The organism is Longimicrobiaceae bacterium, from assembly GCA_035696245.1.
Classification (GTDB): domain Bacteria; phylum Gemmatimonadota; class Gemmatimonadetes; order Longimicrobiales; family Longimicrobiaceae; genus DASRQW01.
On record DASRQW010000541.1, the window covers coordinates 1 to 15,175 of the forward strand.

Sequence of the window (15,175 nt, forward strand, 5' to 3'; positions counted from 1 at the left end):
GCTGCCCGTGTCGATCGCCTGGCCGAAGTACGCGACCGCGGGGACGACGAGCATGACGCCGAGGGTGAGGACGGCCTCGTTGCGGTACGGGTGATCCGGACTGCGCTCCCGCTCGCGCCGCGCGACCACGAACACCGCCGCCGCGGAGAGCGCGAACCCCACGGCCTTCACCGCGGGAGGCGCGGTGAAGAGAAGGCGCAGCAGCCGGCGGACCTCCTCGTCCGCGAGGGCGCTGCCTACGGCGAAGACGATGCACGACACCGCCACCCAGAACGCCGCGCGGGCCAGCCGCCGCCAGTCGAACCCGACCACTTCGTAGCTGCCGCGCAACGTGTCCGCCTGCTCCGGCGAGAGGAGCGCGCGCCCCTCCCAATACTCCAGCATCGTTTCGACGACGCCGGCTTTGCGCTTGTTGATCTTCATCGGCTCACTCCGGCTGATCTTGCCTGGGCGGGAGGACGTCCGTGCGCGGCACGGAAACGTCCGGATGGTCGAGCGGGGCGGACGCCGGCGCGGGGCCGGGGTCGGCAGGCGCGGCGTTCGCGCCGGCGGAAGCGGTGGCCTCTGCGGCAGCCGCGGCGGTGCGGCGCCAGGAGCGGAGACGGGTTTCCGCCCAGATCGCTCCCAGCGGAAGCGCGATGCTGAGGGTCCACGGGACGTAGGGGCCGCCCTTCCGCACGATCCCGAAGCCCAGGAACTGCACGAAAAACGGTTGGACCGACGCCTGGCCGGTGGTCCAGTTCACCGCCACTGTGCAGCCCGCGAGCAGGGAGACGAACGCCCAGAGCCACCGCCGCTTCATTCCGCTGCGGACCACGCGCACCGCTTCGACGATGCAGATGACGGGCATCGCGACGGCGAGGAGCGCGAGGATCCAGAAGCCGACCGGCTTTCCGCGGAGCGTCAACGCGTTCTCCGCCTCCAGCCTGCGGGGGAAGCTCTCGGCGTGCGCGCCGACGACCTTCAGGACGCCCGCGCTGTCGTCGGTGATCACCTCGGCGATCACCCAATCCTGCGGGAAGGTATACTGGTAGACGAGGTCGGTGCGGCGGAAGCGGCCGGCGGAGGCGCTGGCGTTGATGAGATCGACCGCGGCGGGTTTCCGGTTGCCGAAAGCCGCCCCCATCACACGCACCGCGTAGTCGGCTTCGGGAGTCATCACCTCCGGATCGACGAGGCGGGCGGCACCGGTGACATCCCCACGCGCGACACGCGCCAGGTACTCGCGAGAGAAACGGTCGATGCGGGGCGTCGCGATCTTCTCCATCGCCGCCTGCGCGCTGCAACCGCCCAGGAGGAGGAGCGCGGCGAAGGCGAGGATGCGGACACGGCGGATGTGAAAGTGGGTCACGGGAATGGGTCGATGGGCGGAAGCGTAGGACACGGATGGCGGGAACTGCGAAAGACAAAGTGCGGCTGCGAGGGGCGTTTCACCAGCCCCGGCGCCGCCTCGCCGCGCTGTTCAGCGCCGCCGCGGACCCGGTGGCGCGTTGACGCGTCCGCCGCGGCCGGGGTAGCTTGCTGCCTCGCATCTACCGACGCCCGTAGCCGTTTCCCCGACCCGCTCCCGATGCCGCTCAGCCTTCCGCCCGGTGCACGCATCGCCATCGTGATGATGAGCGCGGTGGGCGATGCGGTGCACGTGCTGCCGGTGGTGAACGCGCTGAAGCGGCACGACCCCACGGTGCGCATCACCTGGCTACTGCAGCCGCTCCCGGCGTCGCTGGTGCGCGGGCATCCGGCGGTGGACGAGATCGTGGAGGTGGACCCCAACCGCGGCTGGCGCGGCTACCGCGACCTGCGCAACGCCATGCGCGGCCGCCGTTTCGACGTGGCGATCGACTTCCAGGTGGCGTTCAAGGCGGGGCTGGCCACGGCGCTGGTGCCCGCGCCGGTGAAGCTCGGGTTCGACCGGGCGCGGGCGCGCGATGCGAACTGGCTCTTCACCACGCACCGCATCCCCCCGCACCCGCCGCAGCACGTGGAGGCGCAGTACTTCGAGTTCCTGGCGGAGCTGGGCGTGGACCCCGAGCCGCCGGTGTGGAACCTGGGACCGTGGGACGCCGAGCGCGCGTGGCAGGCGGATTTCGTGGCCGGGATCGGTCGGCCGTACGCGGCGATCAACGTGGCTACCAGCAACCCGGACCGCGACTGGCTGCCGGGTAGATGGGCGGCGGTGGTCGACGCGCTGCACGAGCGGTACGGGCTCGCGTCCGTGCTGGTGGGCGGGCGCTCGGAGCGGGAGATGGAGGCGGAGGCGGCGATCCGCGGGGCGGCGAAGCACGCGCCGGCGAGCGCGCTGGGCAGCGGCTTCCGAAATCTGGTGGGCATCATCGACGGGGCGGCGCTGGTGCTGGCGCTGGACAGCGCGCCGCTGCACATCTCGGTCGCCACGGGCCGGCCGGTCATCTCGCTGATGAGCAACGCGGACCCGCGGCGCACGGGCCCCTTCCGCCGCTTCCACGACCTGATCGTGGACGCGTACCACGACCCCGGCGAGGTTGCGCCCGTGTCGATGAAGCGCCGGCCGGGCCGCATGGACCGCATCTCCGTGGACGACGTGCTGGCGAAGGTGGAGCTATGGAGCCGCGTGTACCGGACGGGCGGATGATCGAAGCGCGCCTGGACCGCGTCTGCATCGTCCTGCTCACGGCGGTGGGCGACGCGGTGCACGCGATGCCCGTCGTCACCGCACTCAAGCGGCGCAACCCCTTGATGCATCTGACGTGGGTGCTTCAGCCGGGCCCGGCGACGCTGGTCCGCGGGCATCCCGGAGTGGACGAGATCATCGAATTCGACCGCAAACGGGGCGTGCGCGCGTTCATGGACGTCCGGCGCGAGCTTGCAGGGCGCGAGTTCGACCTCGTCCTTTTGCTCCAGCCATACCTGAAGGCGGCGGTGATCGCGGGGTTCGCGAACGCGCCGGTGAAGCTGGGCTTCGACCGGGCGAGGGCGCGCGACCTGAGCTGGGCGTTCACCACGCACCGCATCCCCCCGCACGAACCGCAGCACACGCAGGACACCTACTTCGAGTTCCTGGGGGCGCTCGGCATCCCGCACGAGCCGGTTGTGTGGGACATCGGGCCGTGGGATGAGGAGCGGGCGCGGCAGCGCGAGTTCTTCGCGACGATCGATCGCCCGATCGTGCCGCTGGTGATCGGGACGAGCAAGCCGGAGAAGGACTGGGCGTCCGAGCGATGGGCGGCGGTGGCGGACGAGCTGCACGCGACGTTCGGGTTGCAGCCGATGCTGGTGGGCGGGCGATCGGAACGGGAGCTCGCGGCGGAGGCGGCGATCATGGCGAAGGCGGCGCACAAGCCGCTCTCCGCGCTGGGGAGCGGGCTGCGGCCGCTGGTGGGGATATTGGATGGAGCCGCGCTCGCCATCTCGCCAGACACGGGGCCGCTGCACATGTCGGTGGCGCTGGGGACGCCCACGGTGAGCCTGATGGGCTACACGAATCCCAAGCGCTTCGGCCCGTGGCGGCGCTTCCACGACCTGCTGATTGACGCTTACGGCGATCCCAGCGAGGACTATCCCGCATCCGCGCCGCACCGTCCGGGGCGGATGGATCGCATCTCGGTAGATGACGTGCTGGAGAAGGTCGCGCTGGCGCTGGAGCGCTACCCCAGGTCGCGGTCCAGCGGCCACGACGCGCCGTAGCCCGCCCGCAGCGCGGCCCACCCGTCCGCGCCGATCCCCGCCCCCAGCTTCCGCGCGGACCTGGCCAGCCGCAGCAGGTTCGCCGCCCGCCGCCTCCGCGGCACCCGCCCGCCGTAAATCCTCGCCCCATCGAAATCCAGCAGGTAGACCAAGGGAGACGAGCACCCCGGCTTCCCATCTCCCTCCCCTAGCCGTTCCGCTCCCGAGTCTCCGGCTACGGAAGAGTCGAGTCGCGCCGCTCCGCCGACATCGAAATTTTTTGGAGGCCCCCCCAATCCTCGTCCTCCGCCATTCGCCTCCTCCGATACGTCATTCGCAGGCCGCATCTCCCTGATCGCACGTCTGGAATCGTCCGAAGCGACCTCCGAAGCTGCATCGGCATCCGTCGGAGCAGCGTTCATCGACGGCCGCGCATCTCCTGTCATACCTGTGGATGGGGGGAGATGCGCGGAGGGCGAAGCCAGCGGTGTTGTTGCGTCTGCCGAACTACAGGCGGGGGAGACGACGAGAAGGTTGCGGAGATTGAGGTCGGGGTGGGCGACGCCGGCGGCGTGCATGCGGCAGATCTGGCGCCCGGCTTCGCGCAACATCTCCGTGCGCAGAGCTGCGTCGTGGACGTCGGCGAGCCAGCGTGCGGCTTCGGCGGATGCGGGGATGAGCGCGGTGGCGAGCGTGGCGCGGTAGCCGAGCCCCGCGCGACGCTCCGCGGCTGCGAGGACGACGGGGACGCGGACGCCGCCCGCGCGCGCACGCTCGGTCGCGCGAAGCTCGGCGAAGGCGCGGTGGCCCAGGAAGTACGTGGCGTGGTTGACGTGGCGGACGGCGCCCCCGCGGCGGTAGCCGCGTACGACGGCGCGCGTCCCGTCCGGCAGCGCGACGACCGGGTGCGCCTCGCGCCCGCCGCGGATGCGCTCGGGCGACGCGGGCTCGCCGGAGAGGCCGAGGACGTCTGCATGCGCCTCGAAGCCGCGGCGGACGAGCATGCGCGCGCCGCCGGCCTCAACAGGGACGAAGGCGGCGAGCGCCGGGTCTGCCAGCCAGGGTTTCCAATCCATCCGCGCAAGGTGGGCGCGCGGCGGTGCGGGTGTCAATCGCGGCGCCGGAAAGGTGAGTGCGGCTCAGCTCCGCGCGTTTGACCGAGCCTGTTGCGGAAGCTAACTTTGCACGCTATGCCTGCCGCCGCGAAGCGCCTCCTGTGGGTGGACGACGAGATCGACCTGCTGCGCCCGCACCTGCTGTTCATGCAGGGGCGGGGCTATCACGTGGACGCGGTCTCCAACGGCGACGACGCGCTGGAGCTGCTGCACCTGTCGCCGTACGACCTGATCCTGCTGGACGAGCAGATGCCCGGCCGGTCCGGCATGGAGGTCTTCGACGAGCTGCGCAAGCTGGACCCGCGCGTGCCCGTGGTCATGGTGACGAAGAGCGAGGAGGACCGCACCATGACCGAGGCCATAGGCCGGCGGGTGGCGGAGTACCTCGTGAAGCCCACGTCGCCGCGGCAGGTCCTCTCCGTCGTCACCCGGCTCCTGCAGGGCGAGCAGATTCAGCAGCAGCTCGTCGCCCGCGACTTCACGGTGCGCTTCCGCGACCTGAACGCGTTGAGGAGCGTGCCCCGCGGCTGGCGCGAGTGGGGCGAGAGCTACAGCGAACTGGTGGACTGGGAGCTGCGCCTGCGCGAGGCGGGCGAGACGGGGCTGCTGGCGTCGCTTGAGACGCTGCTGGACGACTTCCGGCGGGAGTTCTGCCACTTCGTGCGCGACAGCTACGGCGGCTGGGTCAACGGCGCGGCCGACCGTCCGCCGCTGTCGCCGGACGTGGTGCCGCAGTTCCTGCAGCCGCTGGCGGCCGACCACAAGTCCGTGCTGTTCGTGATCATCGACTGCCTGCGGCTGGACCAGTGGCGCGCCATCATGCCGCTGCTGGAGCCGTACGCGCAGATCGAGGAGGCGCTGTACTATAGCATCCTCCCCACGGCCACGCCGTTCAGCCGCAACGCCATCTTCAGCGGCATGTACCCGGACCAGCTCTCCGAGCGCGTGCCGGGCTGGTGGGGCTGGGAGGGCGAGGGGAGCCTGAACTCGTTCGAGGGCGAGCTGTTCCGCGAGCAGATCCACCGGCTGATGGGAACCACCCTGCCGGTGCACTACGAGAAGGTGTTCGACAGTGGCGACGGCGAGGCGGCGCTGCGGCGGCTGCCCAGCTACTTCGGGCAGCCGGGGGTGACGGGCATCGTCTTCAATTTCGTGGACATGCTCACGCACGGCCGCTCGGAGAGCGCGGTGCTGTGGGAGGTGGCGCGCGACAAGGAGGCGCTGCGGGCGCTCACCCGCCAGTGGTTCGAGCGGTCCGAGGCGCTGACCGCCATCCGCGAGGCGCTGAGCCGCGGCATCCCGGTGCTGTTCACGACCGACCACGGCTCCATCCACTGCCACCGGCCTGCCACGGTGTTCGCCAAGCGCGACACCACGCAGAACCTGCGCTACAAGTTCGGCGACGACCTGCGGGCCGAGGAGAAATCTCTCGCCTTCTCCACCAACGACGAGAGCGTGCTGCGCTTCCCCAAGGGCCGCGCGGCGACCAACTATCTCATCGCCCTGGAAGACGTCTTCTTCGTCTATCCCACCAAGCTGCGCCAGTACCAGGCGCGATACCGCGGCAGCTTCCTGCATGGCGGCGTGAGCCCGGAGGAGATGATCCTCCCGGTCGCGCTGCTCAGCCCGCGATGAAGCTCTACCTGCGCATCCTGCGCTTCGTGCGGCCCCACGCGGGGCTGTTCGGGCTGTCCGTCGCGGCCATGGTCGCCTTCTCGGCGCTGGACGCGGCGAGCTTCACGCTGCTCATCCCCTTCCTGAGCCTGCTCTTCCGCGGCGACAAGGCGGTGGCGGGCGCGGCGGACCTGTTCGGCGGGCGCGGCAACGTGGTCAAGCGCATGCTGGACGACGCGATGGGCGACATGGTGCGCCACTCGCCGCCCATGGTGGCCGTGCGCAACGTGGTGCTCACGCTGTTCGTGATCTTCCTGATCAAGAACGTGATCCTGTACGTCAAGGAATACACGATCTCGATGGTGGAGGGCCGCGTGACGCGCGACCTGCGCAACCAGACGTACTCGCACCTGCTGCACCTGGGCTTCCCGTTCTTCCAGCGCACGCGGGCGGGGCAGATCATCTCCCGCGTGACGGGCGACGTGGACCAGATGCGGATGGTGGTGACGAGCAACGTCTCCCGCCTCCTGTCCGAGGTGACGGAGGCGATCTTCGTCTTCGTCCTGCTCCTGCTGCTGTCGTGGAAGCTGACGCTGGTGGCGCTGATCGCGCTTCCGCCCATGCTGGGCTTCTGGGAGAAGCTGCGGAAGCGGCTGCGGCAGGGCGTGCTGCGCGTGCTGGACGCGGTGGGCGAGGTGGCGTCGCAGATCCAGGAGACGGTGAGCGGCATCCGCCTCGTGAAAGCATCGGGGGCGGAGCCGTGGGAGGAGGGGCGCTTCCGGGCGCTCACGCAGCGGCACTACAAGGCGCTCATCCGCAACGAGCGCTGGCGCAAGTTCTTCCCGCCCATGACGGAGATGATCACCGCCACGGCCATCCTGGCGCTGATCTGGTACGGCGTGTACCTGGTGCTGGACGAGAGGTCGCTGAGCGGGGCGGACCTCATCACCGTGCTGGTGCTGGCCGGCAAGCTGATGGCGCCGGTGAAGTTCATCGCCCAATTCCCGGCGGCGGTGCAGCCCGGCCTGGCCGCGGCGGAGCGCGTCTTCGAGCTGCTCGACGCGCCGGTGGAGATCACGGACCGGGCTGACGCGCTGCCGGTGGACGGCTTCCGCCGCGAGATCCGCTTCGAGGGCGTGGGGTTCGAGTACGCGCCCGGCGCGCCGGTGCTGGAGGATGTAGACCTCGTCATCCGTCCCGGGCAGGTGGTCGCGCTGGTGGGCCCCAGCGGGGCGGGGAAGAGCACGCTGGCGGACCTCATCCCCCGCTTCCACGACCCCACGAGCGGGCGCATCACGCTGGACGGCACGGACCTGCGCGACCTGAAGCTGGCGGAGCTGCGAGGCGTGCTGGGCATCGTGACGCAGGAGACCATCCTCTTCCACGACACCGTGCGCAACAACATCGCGTACGGGCTGCCGGACGCGACGCCGGAGCAGGTGGAGGCGGCGGCGCGCGCCGCGAACGCGCACGAGTTCATCGCGCAGATGCCGGCGGGCTACGAGACGGTGCTGGGGGAGAAGGGGACGCGCCTGTCCGGCGGCCAGCGCCAGCGCATCGCCATTGCCCGCGCGCTGCTACGGAACCCGCCGCTGCTCATCCTGGACGAGGCGACGAGCGCGCTGGACACCGAGAGCGAGCGGCTGGTGCAGCAGGCCATCGACGAGGTGATGCACGACCGCACGGTGCTCGTCATCGCCCACCGCTTCTCCACCGTGCGCCGAGCGGACGTGATCGTGGCGATGGAGGGCGGCCGCGTCGTGGAGCGTGGCACGCACGACGAGCTGCTGGCGCTGGACGGCCTGTACGCCCGCCTCTACCGCATCCAGTTCTCGACGACGGACGAGCCGGCGCTGCATTCGGCGGAGTAGCGCGCCGGCGGTGCCTGGCGGTTGAAACCGCGGCAACGACGGCGCAAAGTCCCCCTGCGGGGACTAACCCCAAAGCTTCGTCGCGGACGGAGCCTGGGAAACGCGAGGAAGCCCCAACCCTCTCCCGCTTGCGGGGGAGGGTGCGAGCCTAAGCGAGCGGGAGGGCGCATCGCCTCTCGCATCGAAACCCACATCAACACTGACGGATAGATGAACGTACCGCTGCTGGACCTGACGCTTCAGTACCGCGAGATCGCCGCGGAGATGGCCGCCGCGATGGCACCCGTGGTGGAGGAGCAGCGCTTCATCCTGGGCCCCGCGGTGGAGCGCTTCGAGCGCGAGATCGAGGCGTACCTGGGGGTGAAGCACGCCATCGGCTGCGCGAGCGGCACCGACGCGCTGCTGCTGGCCGTGCGCCCCTTCGGCGTGGACCACGGGACGGGGGCCGAGGTGGTGACGTCGCCGTTCACCTTCTTCGCCACGGCGGGCGCCATCCACAACGCCGGCGGCCGCCCCGTCTTCGCCGACATCCAACCCGACACCTTCAACCTGGACCCCGCCGCGGCCGACGAGGCGGTCACCGAGCGCACCCGCGTGGTGATGCCGGTGCACCTCTTCGGGCAGATGGCCGACATGGCGGCCTTCCGCGCCCTGGGCGACGCGCGCGGCGTGGCGATCGTCGAGGACGCGGCGCAGGCCATCGGTGCGCGGCAGAAGACCGTCGGGGGCGATTGGATCACCACGGGCACGCTGGGCGACGCGTGCACCTTCTCGTTCTTCCCCACCAAGAACCTGGGTGCATTCGGCGATGCGGGGATGATGGTGACGAACGACGCGGGCGTGGCCGAGCGGCTCATGCGCCTGCGCGTGCACGGCGGCCGGCAGATGTACCACCACGAGGAGGTGGGCTTCAACTCGCGCCTCGACGCCCTCCAGGCCGCCGTGCTCTCCGCCAAGCTTCCGCACCTCCGCGCGTGGAGCGACGGCCGCCGCGCGAACGCAGCATACTACGACCAGGCGCTCGCCGGGCTGGAAGGCCTCGTCACGCCGCCGGTGCGGCCGGAGAACGAGACCATCGTCAACCAGTACACCCTGCGCGTCACCGACGGGCGGCGCGACGAACTGGGCGCCTTCCTGCGCGAGCGCGGCGTGGGCAGCTCGGTCTACTACCCGGTGCCGCTGCACCTCCAGGAGTGCTTCTCGTACCTGGGCTACCGCGAAGGGCAGTTCCCCGAGAGCGAGAAGGCGTCGCGCGAGGTCATCTCCATCCCCGTCTTCCCGGAGCTGACGCAGGCGCAGACGGCGTTCGTGGCCGACACCATCCGCGAGTTCTTCGGCGGGCCGGCCGTGACCGCGCGGCCGTAGCGGCCGTGTACGTAGTCGCGCACAACGGCGCCGCGATCTTCGGCGGGGGCGAGAAGGGCACGGCGCTGCTGCTCCAGGGCTTGCAGCGCCGCGGCCACCGCGTCCTGATGCTGTGCCGCGACCGCGAGATGGCGGCGCGCATCGCCGACCTGTGCGCCATCCCCACCGGCGTCGCCCCCATCGGCGGCGACGCCATGCTCCCGCACGCCTTGCGCTTCGCGGCGACCCTGCGGCGGCATCGTCCCGACGCGCTGATCCTGACGACGTTCAAGAAGGTCACGCTCGCGGGGATCGGCGCACGGCTGGCGGGCGTGCCGCGCGTGGTGCAGCGCATCGTGCTGTCGACCGACGTGCCCCGCGGTGCGCGCTACCGCTTCGCCATGCGGCGGCTGGTGGACGCGGTGACGCTCAACGCGGCGGCCATGCGCGAGCCGTTCCTGGCCCGCGCGCCGGGGCTGGATCCGTCGCGCGTGGTCACGCTGTACGACGGCGTCGCGGTCCCGGAGATGACGGCTGAGCCCGGCGCCGTGCGCCGTTCGCTGAATCTGCCGGAGGGCGCGTTCGTGATCGGCGCCCTTTCGCGCATCGCGAAGCAGAAGCGGTTCGACCGGCTGATGGAGGCGCTGGCGATGCTGCCCACGCACGTGCACTGCGTGATCGCGGGCGAGGGCACGGGGGTGGATGCGCTCCGTGCGAAGGCCGCGGAGCTGGGCGTGGCGGACCGGCTGCACCTGCTCGGCTTCCGGCGCGACGTGGGCGACGTGCTGAGCGCGCTGGACCTCTTCGTCGTCAGCTCTGACAGCGAGGGCATGGCGAACGCGATGCTGGAGGCGATGTCGCTCGGCATCCCCGTCGTCAGCACGCCCGTGAGCGGCGCGGCCGAGGCGCTCGACGCCTTCGCCGACGGCACCGCGCCCGGGATCGTCACGGCGGAATTCGACGCTCGCTCGCTGGCGGAAGCGGTCTCGTCCGTCGCGGGAGATGCGGGGCGGCTGAGGGAGATGGGGGATGCGGCGCGGCGGCGGATCGCGGAGCGCTTCTCGTACGAGGCGTTCCTCGATCGATGGGAGGCGCTGCTGCTGCACGGGCCCGAGGCGCTGGGAGCCGTGCCGTGAAGGTCGTCATGCACGTCGACGGCAAGACGATGCGCGGCAACGAGCGCCAGTGCCTGCTGCTCGCCGTAGAGCTGATGCGGCGCGGGCACTCCGTCGCCGTCTCGCTGCTGGAAGACGGGCCGGTGCGCGACGCCTACCGAGCGGCGGGGGTAGAGACCGTCATCATCCGCCCCGGTGGCGATGCGGACCTGTGGAACGCGCTTCGCTTCGCCGCCTGGCTGCGCCGCGAGCGGGTGGACGCGGTGCTGCTCACGTCGTGGAAGCGGCTCTTCATCGCCGGGTGGGCGGCGAAGGTGGCGGGCGTGCCGCGCGTGGTGCTTCGCGTGGGCGGCATCCACCGCAAGAGGTCGCGCATCTCGCTCGCGCGGCAGCGGCTGGCGCTCACGCGCTGGATCGACGCCGTATACGTCAACTCGCGCGAGGTGGGCGAGTGGATCCGCGGCGCCTTCCCGCTGCGGCCCGGCGTGGTCGTGGAGGTGCCGAACGGCATCGTCCCCATCTCCCGTCCCGTGCCGGTGGCGCGGGCCTCGCTGGGTGGGCACGACGGAACGCTGCTGCTCGCGGCGGTCGGCGGGCTGGAGCCGCGGAAGGGCTTCGACCTGCTGATCCGGGCGCTCGCCTCGTCGGGCGTGGACGGCGTGCGGCTGGTGATCGTGGGGGAAGGCGCGGAGGGAGATGCGCTGCGGGCGCTGGCGGAGTCGCTGGGCGTGGCGGACCGCATCGCCTGGCTGGGGCAGCGCGACGACGTGCCGGCCGTGCTCGCCGCCTGCGACGCGTTCGTGCTCAGCAGCCGCAGCGAGGGGATGGCGGTGGCGATGCTGGAGGCAATGGCGCTGGAGGTGCCGGTCCTCGCGGCGGATGCGGGCGGCGTGCAGGAGGTCCTCGCGGCGCGCGACGACCGCGGACCCGCGGGCTGGATCGTCCGCTCGCGCGACGCGGACGCGCTGGCGGGCGGCCTGCGCGACCTCGCCGCCGCCCTCCGCCCCGACCCCGCCGAAGCCCGCCGCCGCGCCGCCGAAGCCCGGTGGCGCCTCGACCACTGGTTCACCGTCCAGCGCATGATGGACGGCGTGGAAGCCGTCCTTCGCGGGTGACGGTCGTCAACGACGGGCAGGCTCGATCAGAGGAGCGCCAGGATCTCCCCTGGTGCGCGGGCCGGAATCGGGGCTCCGCGGAAGTCCTTCTGGTTTCGCGTAGCCACGAAATCGGCACCGACGTTGAGCCCGGCCACGACCTGCACCGCGTCTTCGAAGTCCGGCAGCCCCATGCCCAGAGCCTGGAGGAAATCGCCGGTTTCGACCGGCGCGACTTTGACGATCCGGAGCAGGTCGGCGACGATCGCCGCCGCGCCGCTTCGTCCGCGCTCTTTCGCCGCGATGTAGTAGAGAGTGGTGACCGTGTGCCCGGCGACGAATCCCTTCGCACGTCCAGTGTCGATCGCGTCGAGGAGCTTCGCGGAGTCCTCCACCCACGGCGTTCGCCCGAGCGCAACGTCGAGTACGATGTTCGCGTCGACGAGAAGCCTCATCGGCCGTACTTCTCGTCTAGATAAGCGTAGTAGTCACGCTCGTCCGTTTGGCCCGCGGCGGCTCCCAGCAGCCGGCGCACGGTAGGCGAAAGCTCCTGCGCGTCGTCATCCACTCGGAGTTGGGCGAAATAGTCGCTCACCAGCCGGGAGAGGCTTGTCGAGTATCTTTTGCTGTAGCGCTCCGCATGTTCGAGCGCGTCGGCGTCGATGGAGAGGTTCTTGGTGACACGTCGCATAGTAGCTCCTTGGATCGTGCGCATCGTTCTTCAAGAAGTATGCGCATTGTAGGTCGGGCGTCAAGTGGCGCGTTGACCGCGGGAAACGTCGATCCACGGCCTCCGGGAATCTCCGACTCCACTCGGCCTATCATCCAATGAAGAGCACTCTGCGGGTCTTGGACACTCGCTCGCCTGGAGACGATTGAAGGCTCAGCACGATGGCGCGGACGATCCGCGGAACACGGGGGGGAACGCGATGGGCACGCTGCTGGAGGGCGTGCGCAGCGTGTGCGTCGTGCTGCTCACCGGGCTGGGCGACGTGGTGCACGGGCTGCCGCTGGTGAACGCGCTCAAGGACCACGACCCGTCGCTGCGCATCACGTGGGTGGTGGAGCCGATGCCATCCGGCGTGCTGGCGCCGCATCCGTCGGTGGACGAGGTGATCGTCTACGAGAAGAAGCGCGGCTGGCGTGGCGTGGTGGACCTGCGCCGCAAGCTCGCGGGCCGCCGCTTCGACCTGACGCTCAACCTCAACGTCTACTTCAAGAGCCTGTGGCCGACCGTCTTCTCCGGCGCGCCCAGGCGGCTGGGGTTCGAGCGGGGGCGGGCGATGGACGGCGTGTGGCTGGCCGCGAACCATCACCTCGCACCCGCGCCGCGGCGGCACACGCAGGACCTTTTCCTCGACTTCCTGGCGCCGCTCGGCGTCGCGCGGCCCGATCCGCTGGAGTGGCGCATCCCCATCACCGCAGACGAGCGGGAGGCGCAGTCGGCGTTCTTCGGCGCGCTGGACGGGCGGCCGCCGGTGGCGATCGTGCCCGCGACGGCGAACGCGAAGAAGGACTGGATGCCGGACCGCTGGGCGCAGGTCGTGGACGCGCTGGAGCACGACTTCGGCTACCGCGCGGTGCTGGTGGGCGGGCCCGGCGAGCGCGAGACGCGCACGGCCCGCGAGATCACGGAGCTGGCCAGCGCCAAGCCCGCATGGGGCATGGGCGACGGCATCCGCCGGCTGCTGTGGATGCTGGAAGGCAGCCGCATGGTCGTGGCGCCGGACACGGGGCCGGTGCACATCGCCCGCGCGTTCGGCGTGCCCGTCGTCGGCCTCTACGGCCATACGAACCCGTGGCGCGTGGGCCCGTACCGCGCCTTCCAGGACCTGTGGATCGACACGTACACCGAGCCGGGCGAGGCGCCGGACGCCAGCCGCTTCGACTCCAAGCTGGGGCGGATGGAGATGATCACCGTCCGCGACGTGCTGGACCGCGTGGAACTCGCCCGTGTCCGCTATCTCGCCGGCGCGGCGCACGGCTCCGCATCCGGCGGTTCCGCATCCCCCCGGACGGCGTCGCGCGCGCATGACGCTCGGTTGGACGGCTCCGCATCTCCCGAGTCCGCATCTACGTCCGATCCGGTGGATGGCGGGCCGGGCGAGGAGAAGGCCGGCCGATGAAGGTGGTGCTGAGCAACGCATCGGGGTCGTGGGGCGGGGTGACGAAGGTGACGGAGGTCCTGGCGAGGGGGCTGCTCGCGCGTGGCCACGACGTCGTCGTATTCTGCCGCCCCGCGTCGCCGCTCGAGGAGCGGATGCGGGGCGTGGTTCCGCTGGAGCCGGTGCTGAAGGGGATGGACCTGAGCCCCGTGGCGCTTGCCCGCGGCGCCGCCGCGCTCCGCCGCCACCGGCCCGACGCGGCGGTGATGCTGATGAAGAAGGACGTTCGCCTCACCGGGCCGGCCGCGCGGCTGCTGGGCATCCCCGTCGTGGTCCGCCACGCGAACGACCAGGCGCTGGAGGACAACGCGTACTTCCGCCTGCTGTACGGGACGATCCCCGCGCACCACGTCACCAACGCCCAGGCGACGCGCCGCACCGTCCTGGGCTCCGCACCATGGCTGCGGCCGGACGACGTCTCCGTCATCTACAACGGCATCGCCACGGCGCCGTTCGATGCGGCCGAGCCGGCGGACCTGGGCCTCCCGCCGGGTGCGGTGGCGATGGGGTTCGTGGGACGCTTCGACACGCACAAGGGCGTTCGCGACCTCGCCGCCGCCTGGCCCGCCGTGGCCGCCGCGCTGCCGGACGCGCACCTCGTCGTCACTGGAAAGGGGCCGCTGGAGGATGAGCTCCGCGCAACGTTGGCGGATGCGCCGCGCGTCCATTTCCTCGGCTACCGGAAGGATGTCCCCGCGGTGATGAAGGCGCTCGACGTGCTGGTGCTGCCGTCGTACACCGAGGGTGCGCCGAACGTGGTGCAGGAGGCGATGGCGGCGGGCAAGACGGTGATCGCATCCGCCGTGTCGGGGACGCCGGAGCTGGTGGACGACGGGGTCACGGGTGTGCTCTTCCCCGCGGGCAACCGCGATGCGCTCACGCGGGCGCTCCTCGCTGTCGGGGGCGACGCGGGGCTGCGGGCGCGCATGGGCGCCGCCGGCCGCGCACGCGTGGAGCGCGAGTTCACCATGGACGCCATGGTCGATGCGTACGAGTCGCTCCTCGGCCGCCTCGCATCCGCGAAGAAGCGCCGGTAGATCGGCATCTCCCGTATCTGCCGTCCCAATCGCATGGCTCATGCTTTCCAGCGTACTCCCGCCGAAAAGAGGCCTCACGCGGAGACGCGGAGGACGCGGAGAACAGCAGGAGAAGAGGGCTGTTCTCCGCGTCTTCGCGCCTCCGCGTGAGATGGGGTTTACCTGCGGACGGGCGTGT

Annotated in this window: 14 protein-coding genes; 9 read left to right on the forward strand and 5 right to left on the reverse strand. The window is 71.0% G+C overall.

Annotation, left to right across the window (positions count from 1 at the left end; genetic code table 11):
* Positions 1 to 423 (reverse strand): hypothetical protein (locus tag VFE05_23975; GenBank protein ID HET6233155.1); only part of this gene is annotated, 423 nt, incomplete at its 3' end.
* A gap of 4 nt (positions 424 to 427) precedes the next feature.
* Positions 428 to 1,351 (reverse strand): hypothetical protein, encoded by a 924-nt coding sequence (locus tag VFE05_23980; GenBank protein ID HET6233156.1) that lies wholly within the window; start codon positions 1,349 to 1,351, stop codon positions 428 to 430.
* A gap of 219 nt (positions 1,352 to 1,570) precedes the next feature.
* Between VFE05_23980 and VFE05_23985 the strand changes: the two genes are divergently transcribed.
* Complete coding sequence (locus tag VFE05_23985) at positions 1,571 to 2,611, forward strand: glycosyltransferase family 9 protein (protein HET6233157.1); 1,041 nt, start codon at positions 1,571 to 1,573, stop codon at positions 2,609 to 2,611.
* Positions 2,608 to 3,663, forward strand: a complete 1,056-nt coding sequence (locus tag VFE05_23990; protein HET6233158.1) for a glycosyltransferase family 9 protein — start codon at positions 2,608 to 2,610, stop codon at positions 3,661 to 3,663. The genes VFE05_23985 and VFE05_23990 overlap by 4 nt, the downstream gene beginning before the upstream one ends.
* On the opposite strand, the gene VFE05_23995 is transcribed toward VFE05_23990, so the two are convergent.
* Positions 3,624 to 4,718, reverse strand: a complete 1,095-nt coding sequence (locus tag VFE05_23995; GenBank protein HET6233159.1) for a lipopolysaccharide kinase InaA family protein — start codon at positions 4,716 to 4,718, stop codon at positions 3,624 to 3,626. The two genes, VFE05_23990 and VFE05_23995, sit on opposite strands and share 40 nt — an antisense overlap.
* 114 nt (positions 4,719 to 4,832) lie before the next feature.
* On the opposite strand from VFE05_23995, the gene VFE05_24000 reads away from it, so the two are divergent.
* The 5 genes from VFE05_24000 to VFE05_24020 all read left to right on the forward strand — a co-directional run bounded on the left by VFE05_24000 (position 4,833) and on the right by VFE05_24020 (position 11,816).
* Entirely contained in the window at positions 4,833 to 6,392 is a 1,560-nt protein-coding gene (locus VFE05_24000; GenBank protein ID HET6233160.1) for a response regulator, read from the forward strand.
* The gene (locus tag VFE05_24005) at positions 6,389 to 8,242 is read left to right on the forward strand and encodes an ABC transporter ATP-binding protein (protein HET6233161.1); all 1,854 of its coding nucleotides are present in this window, start codon (positions 6,389 to 6,391) and stop codon (positions 8,240 to 8,242) included. The genes VFE05_24000 and VFE05_24005 overlap by 4 nt, the downstream gene beginning before the upstream one ends.
* A gap of 210 nt (positions 8,243 to 8,452) precedes the next feature.
* On the forward strand, positions 8,453 to 9,607 hold the full coding sequence (locus tag VFE05_24010) for a DegT/DnrJ/EryC1/StrS family aminotransferase (GenBank protein HET6233162.1): 1,155 nt from the start codon (positions 8,453 to 8,455) through the stop codon (positions 9,605 to 9,607).
* 5 nt (positions 9,608 to 9,612) lie between these two features.
* Positions 9,613 to 10,722 (forward strand): glycosyltransferase, encoded by a 1,110-nt coding sequence (locus VFE05_24015; GenBank protein HET6233163.1) that lies wholly within the window; start codon positions 9,613 to 9,615, stop codon positions 10,720 to 10,722.
* Positions 10,719 to 11,816, forward strand: coding sequence for a glycosyltransferase (locus VFE05_24020; GenBank protein HET6233164.1), 1,098 nt, complete (start codon positions 10,719 to 10,721; stop codon positions 11,814 to 11,816). Before VFE05_24015 ends, VFE05_24020 begins: the two co-directional genes overlap by 4 nt.
* 26 nt (positions 11,817 to 11,842) lie before the next feature.
* Here the strand turns inward: VFE05_24020 and VFE05_24025 are convergent, their stop codons facing one another.
* Positions 11,843 to 12,250: a PIN domain-containing protein gene (locus tag VFE05_24025; protein ID HET6233165.1), complete on the reverse strand. Its 408-nt coding sequence runs from the start codon at positions 12,248 to 12,250 to the stop codon at positions 11,843 to 11,845.
* On the reverse strand, positions 12,247 to 12,486 hold the full coding sequence (locus tag VFE05_24030; protein HET6233166.1) for a DUF6364 family protein: 240 nt from the start codon (positions 12,484 to 12,486) through the stop codon (positions 12,247 to 12,249). The genes VFE05_24025 and VFE05_24030 overlap by 4 nt, the downstream gene beginning before the upstream one ends.
* A 184-nt stretch (positions 12,487 to 12,670) precedes the next feature.
* Between VFE05_24030 and VFE05_24035 the strand changes: the two genes are divergently transcribed.
* Positions 12,671 to 13,921: a glycosyltransferase family 9 protein gene (locus VFE05_24035; GenBank protein ID HET6233167.1), complete on the forward strand. Its 1,251-nt coding sequence runs from the start codon at positions 12,671 to 12,673 to the stop codon at positions 13,919 to 13,921.
* On the forward strand, positions 13,918 to 14,997 hold the full coding sequence (locus tag VFE05_24040) for a glycosyltransferase family 4 protein (GenBank protein ID HET6233168.1): 1,080 nt from the start codon (positions 13,918 to 13,920) through the stop codon (positions 14,995 to 14,997). The genes VFE05_24035 and VFE05_24040 overlap by 4 nt, the downstream gene beginning before the upstream one ends.
* The last annotated feature ends 178 nt before the right edge of the window (positions 14,998 to 15,175 follow it).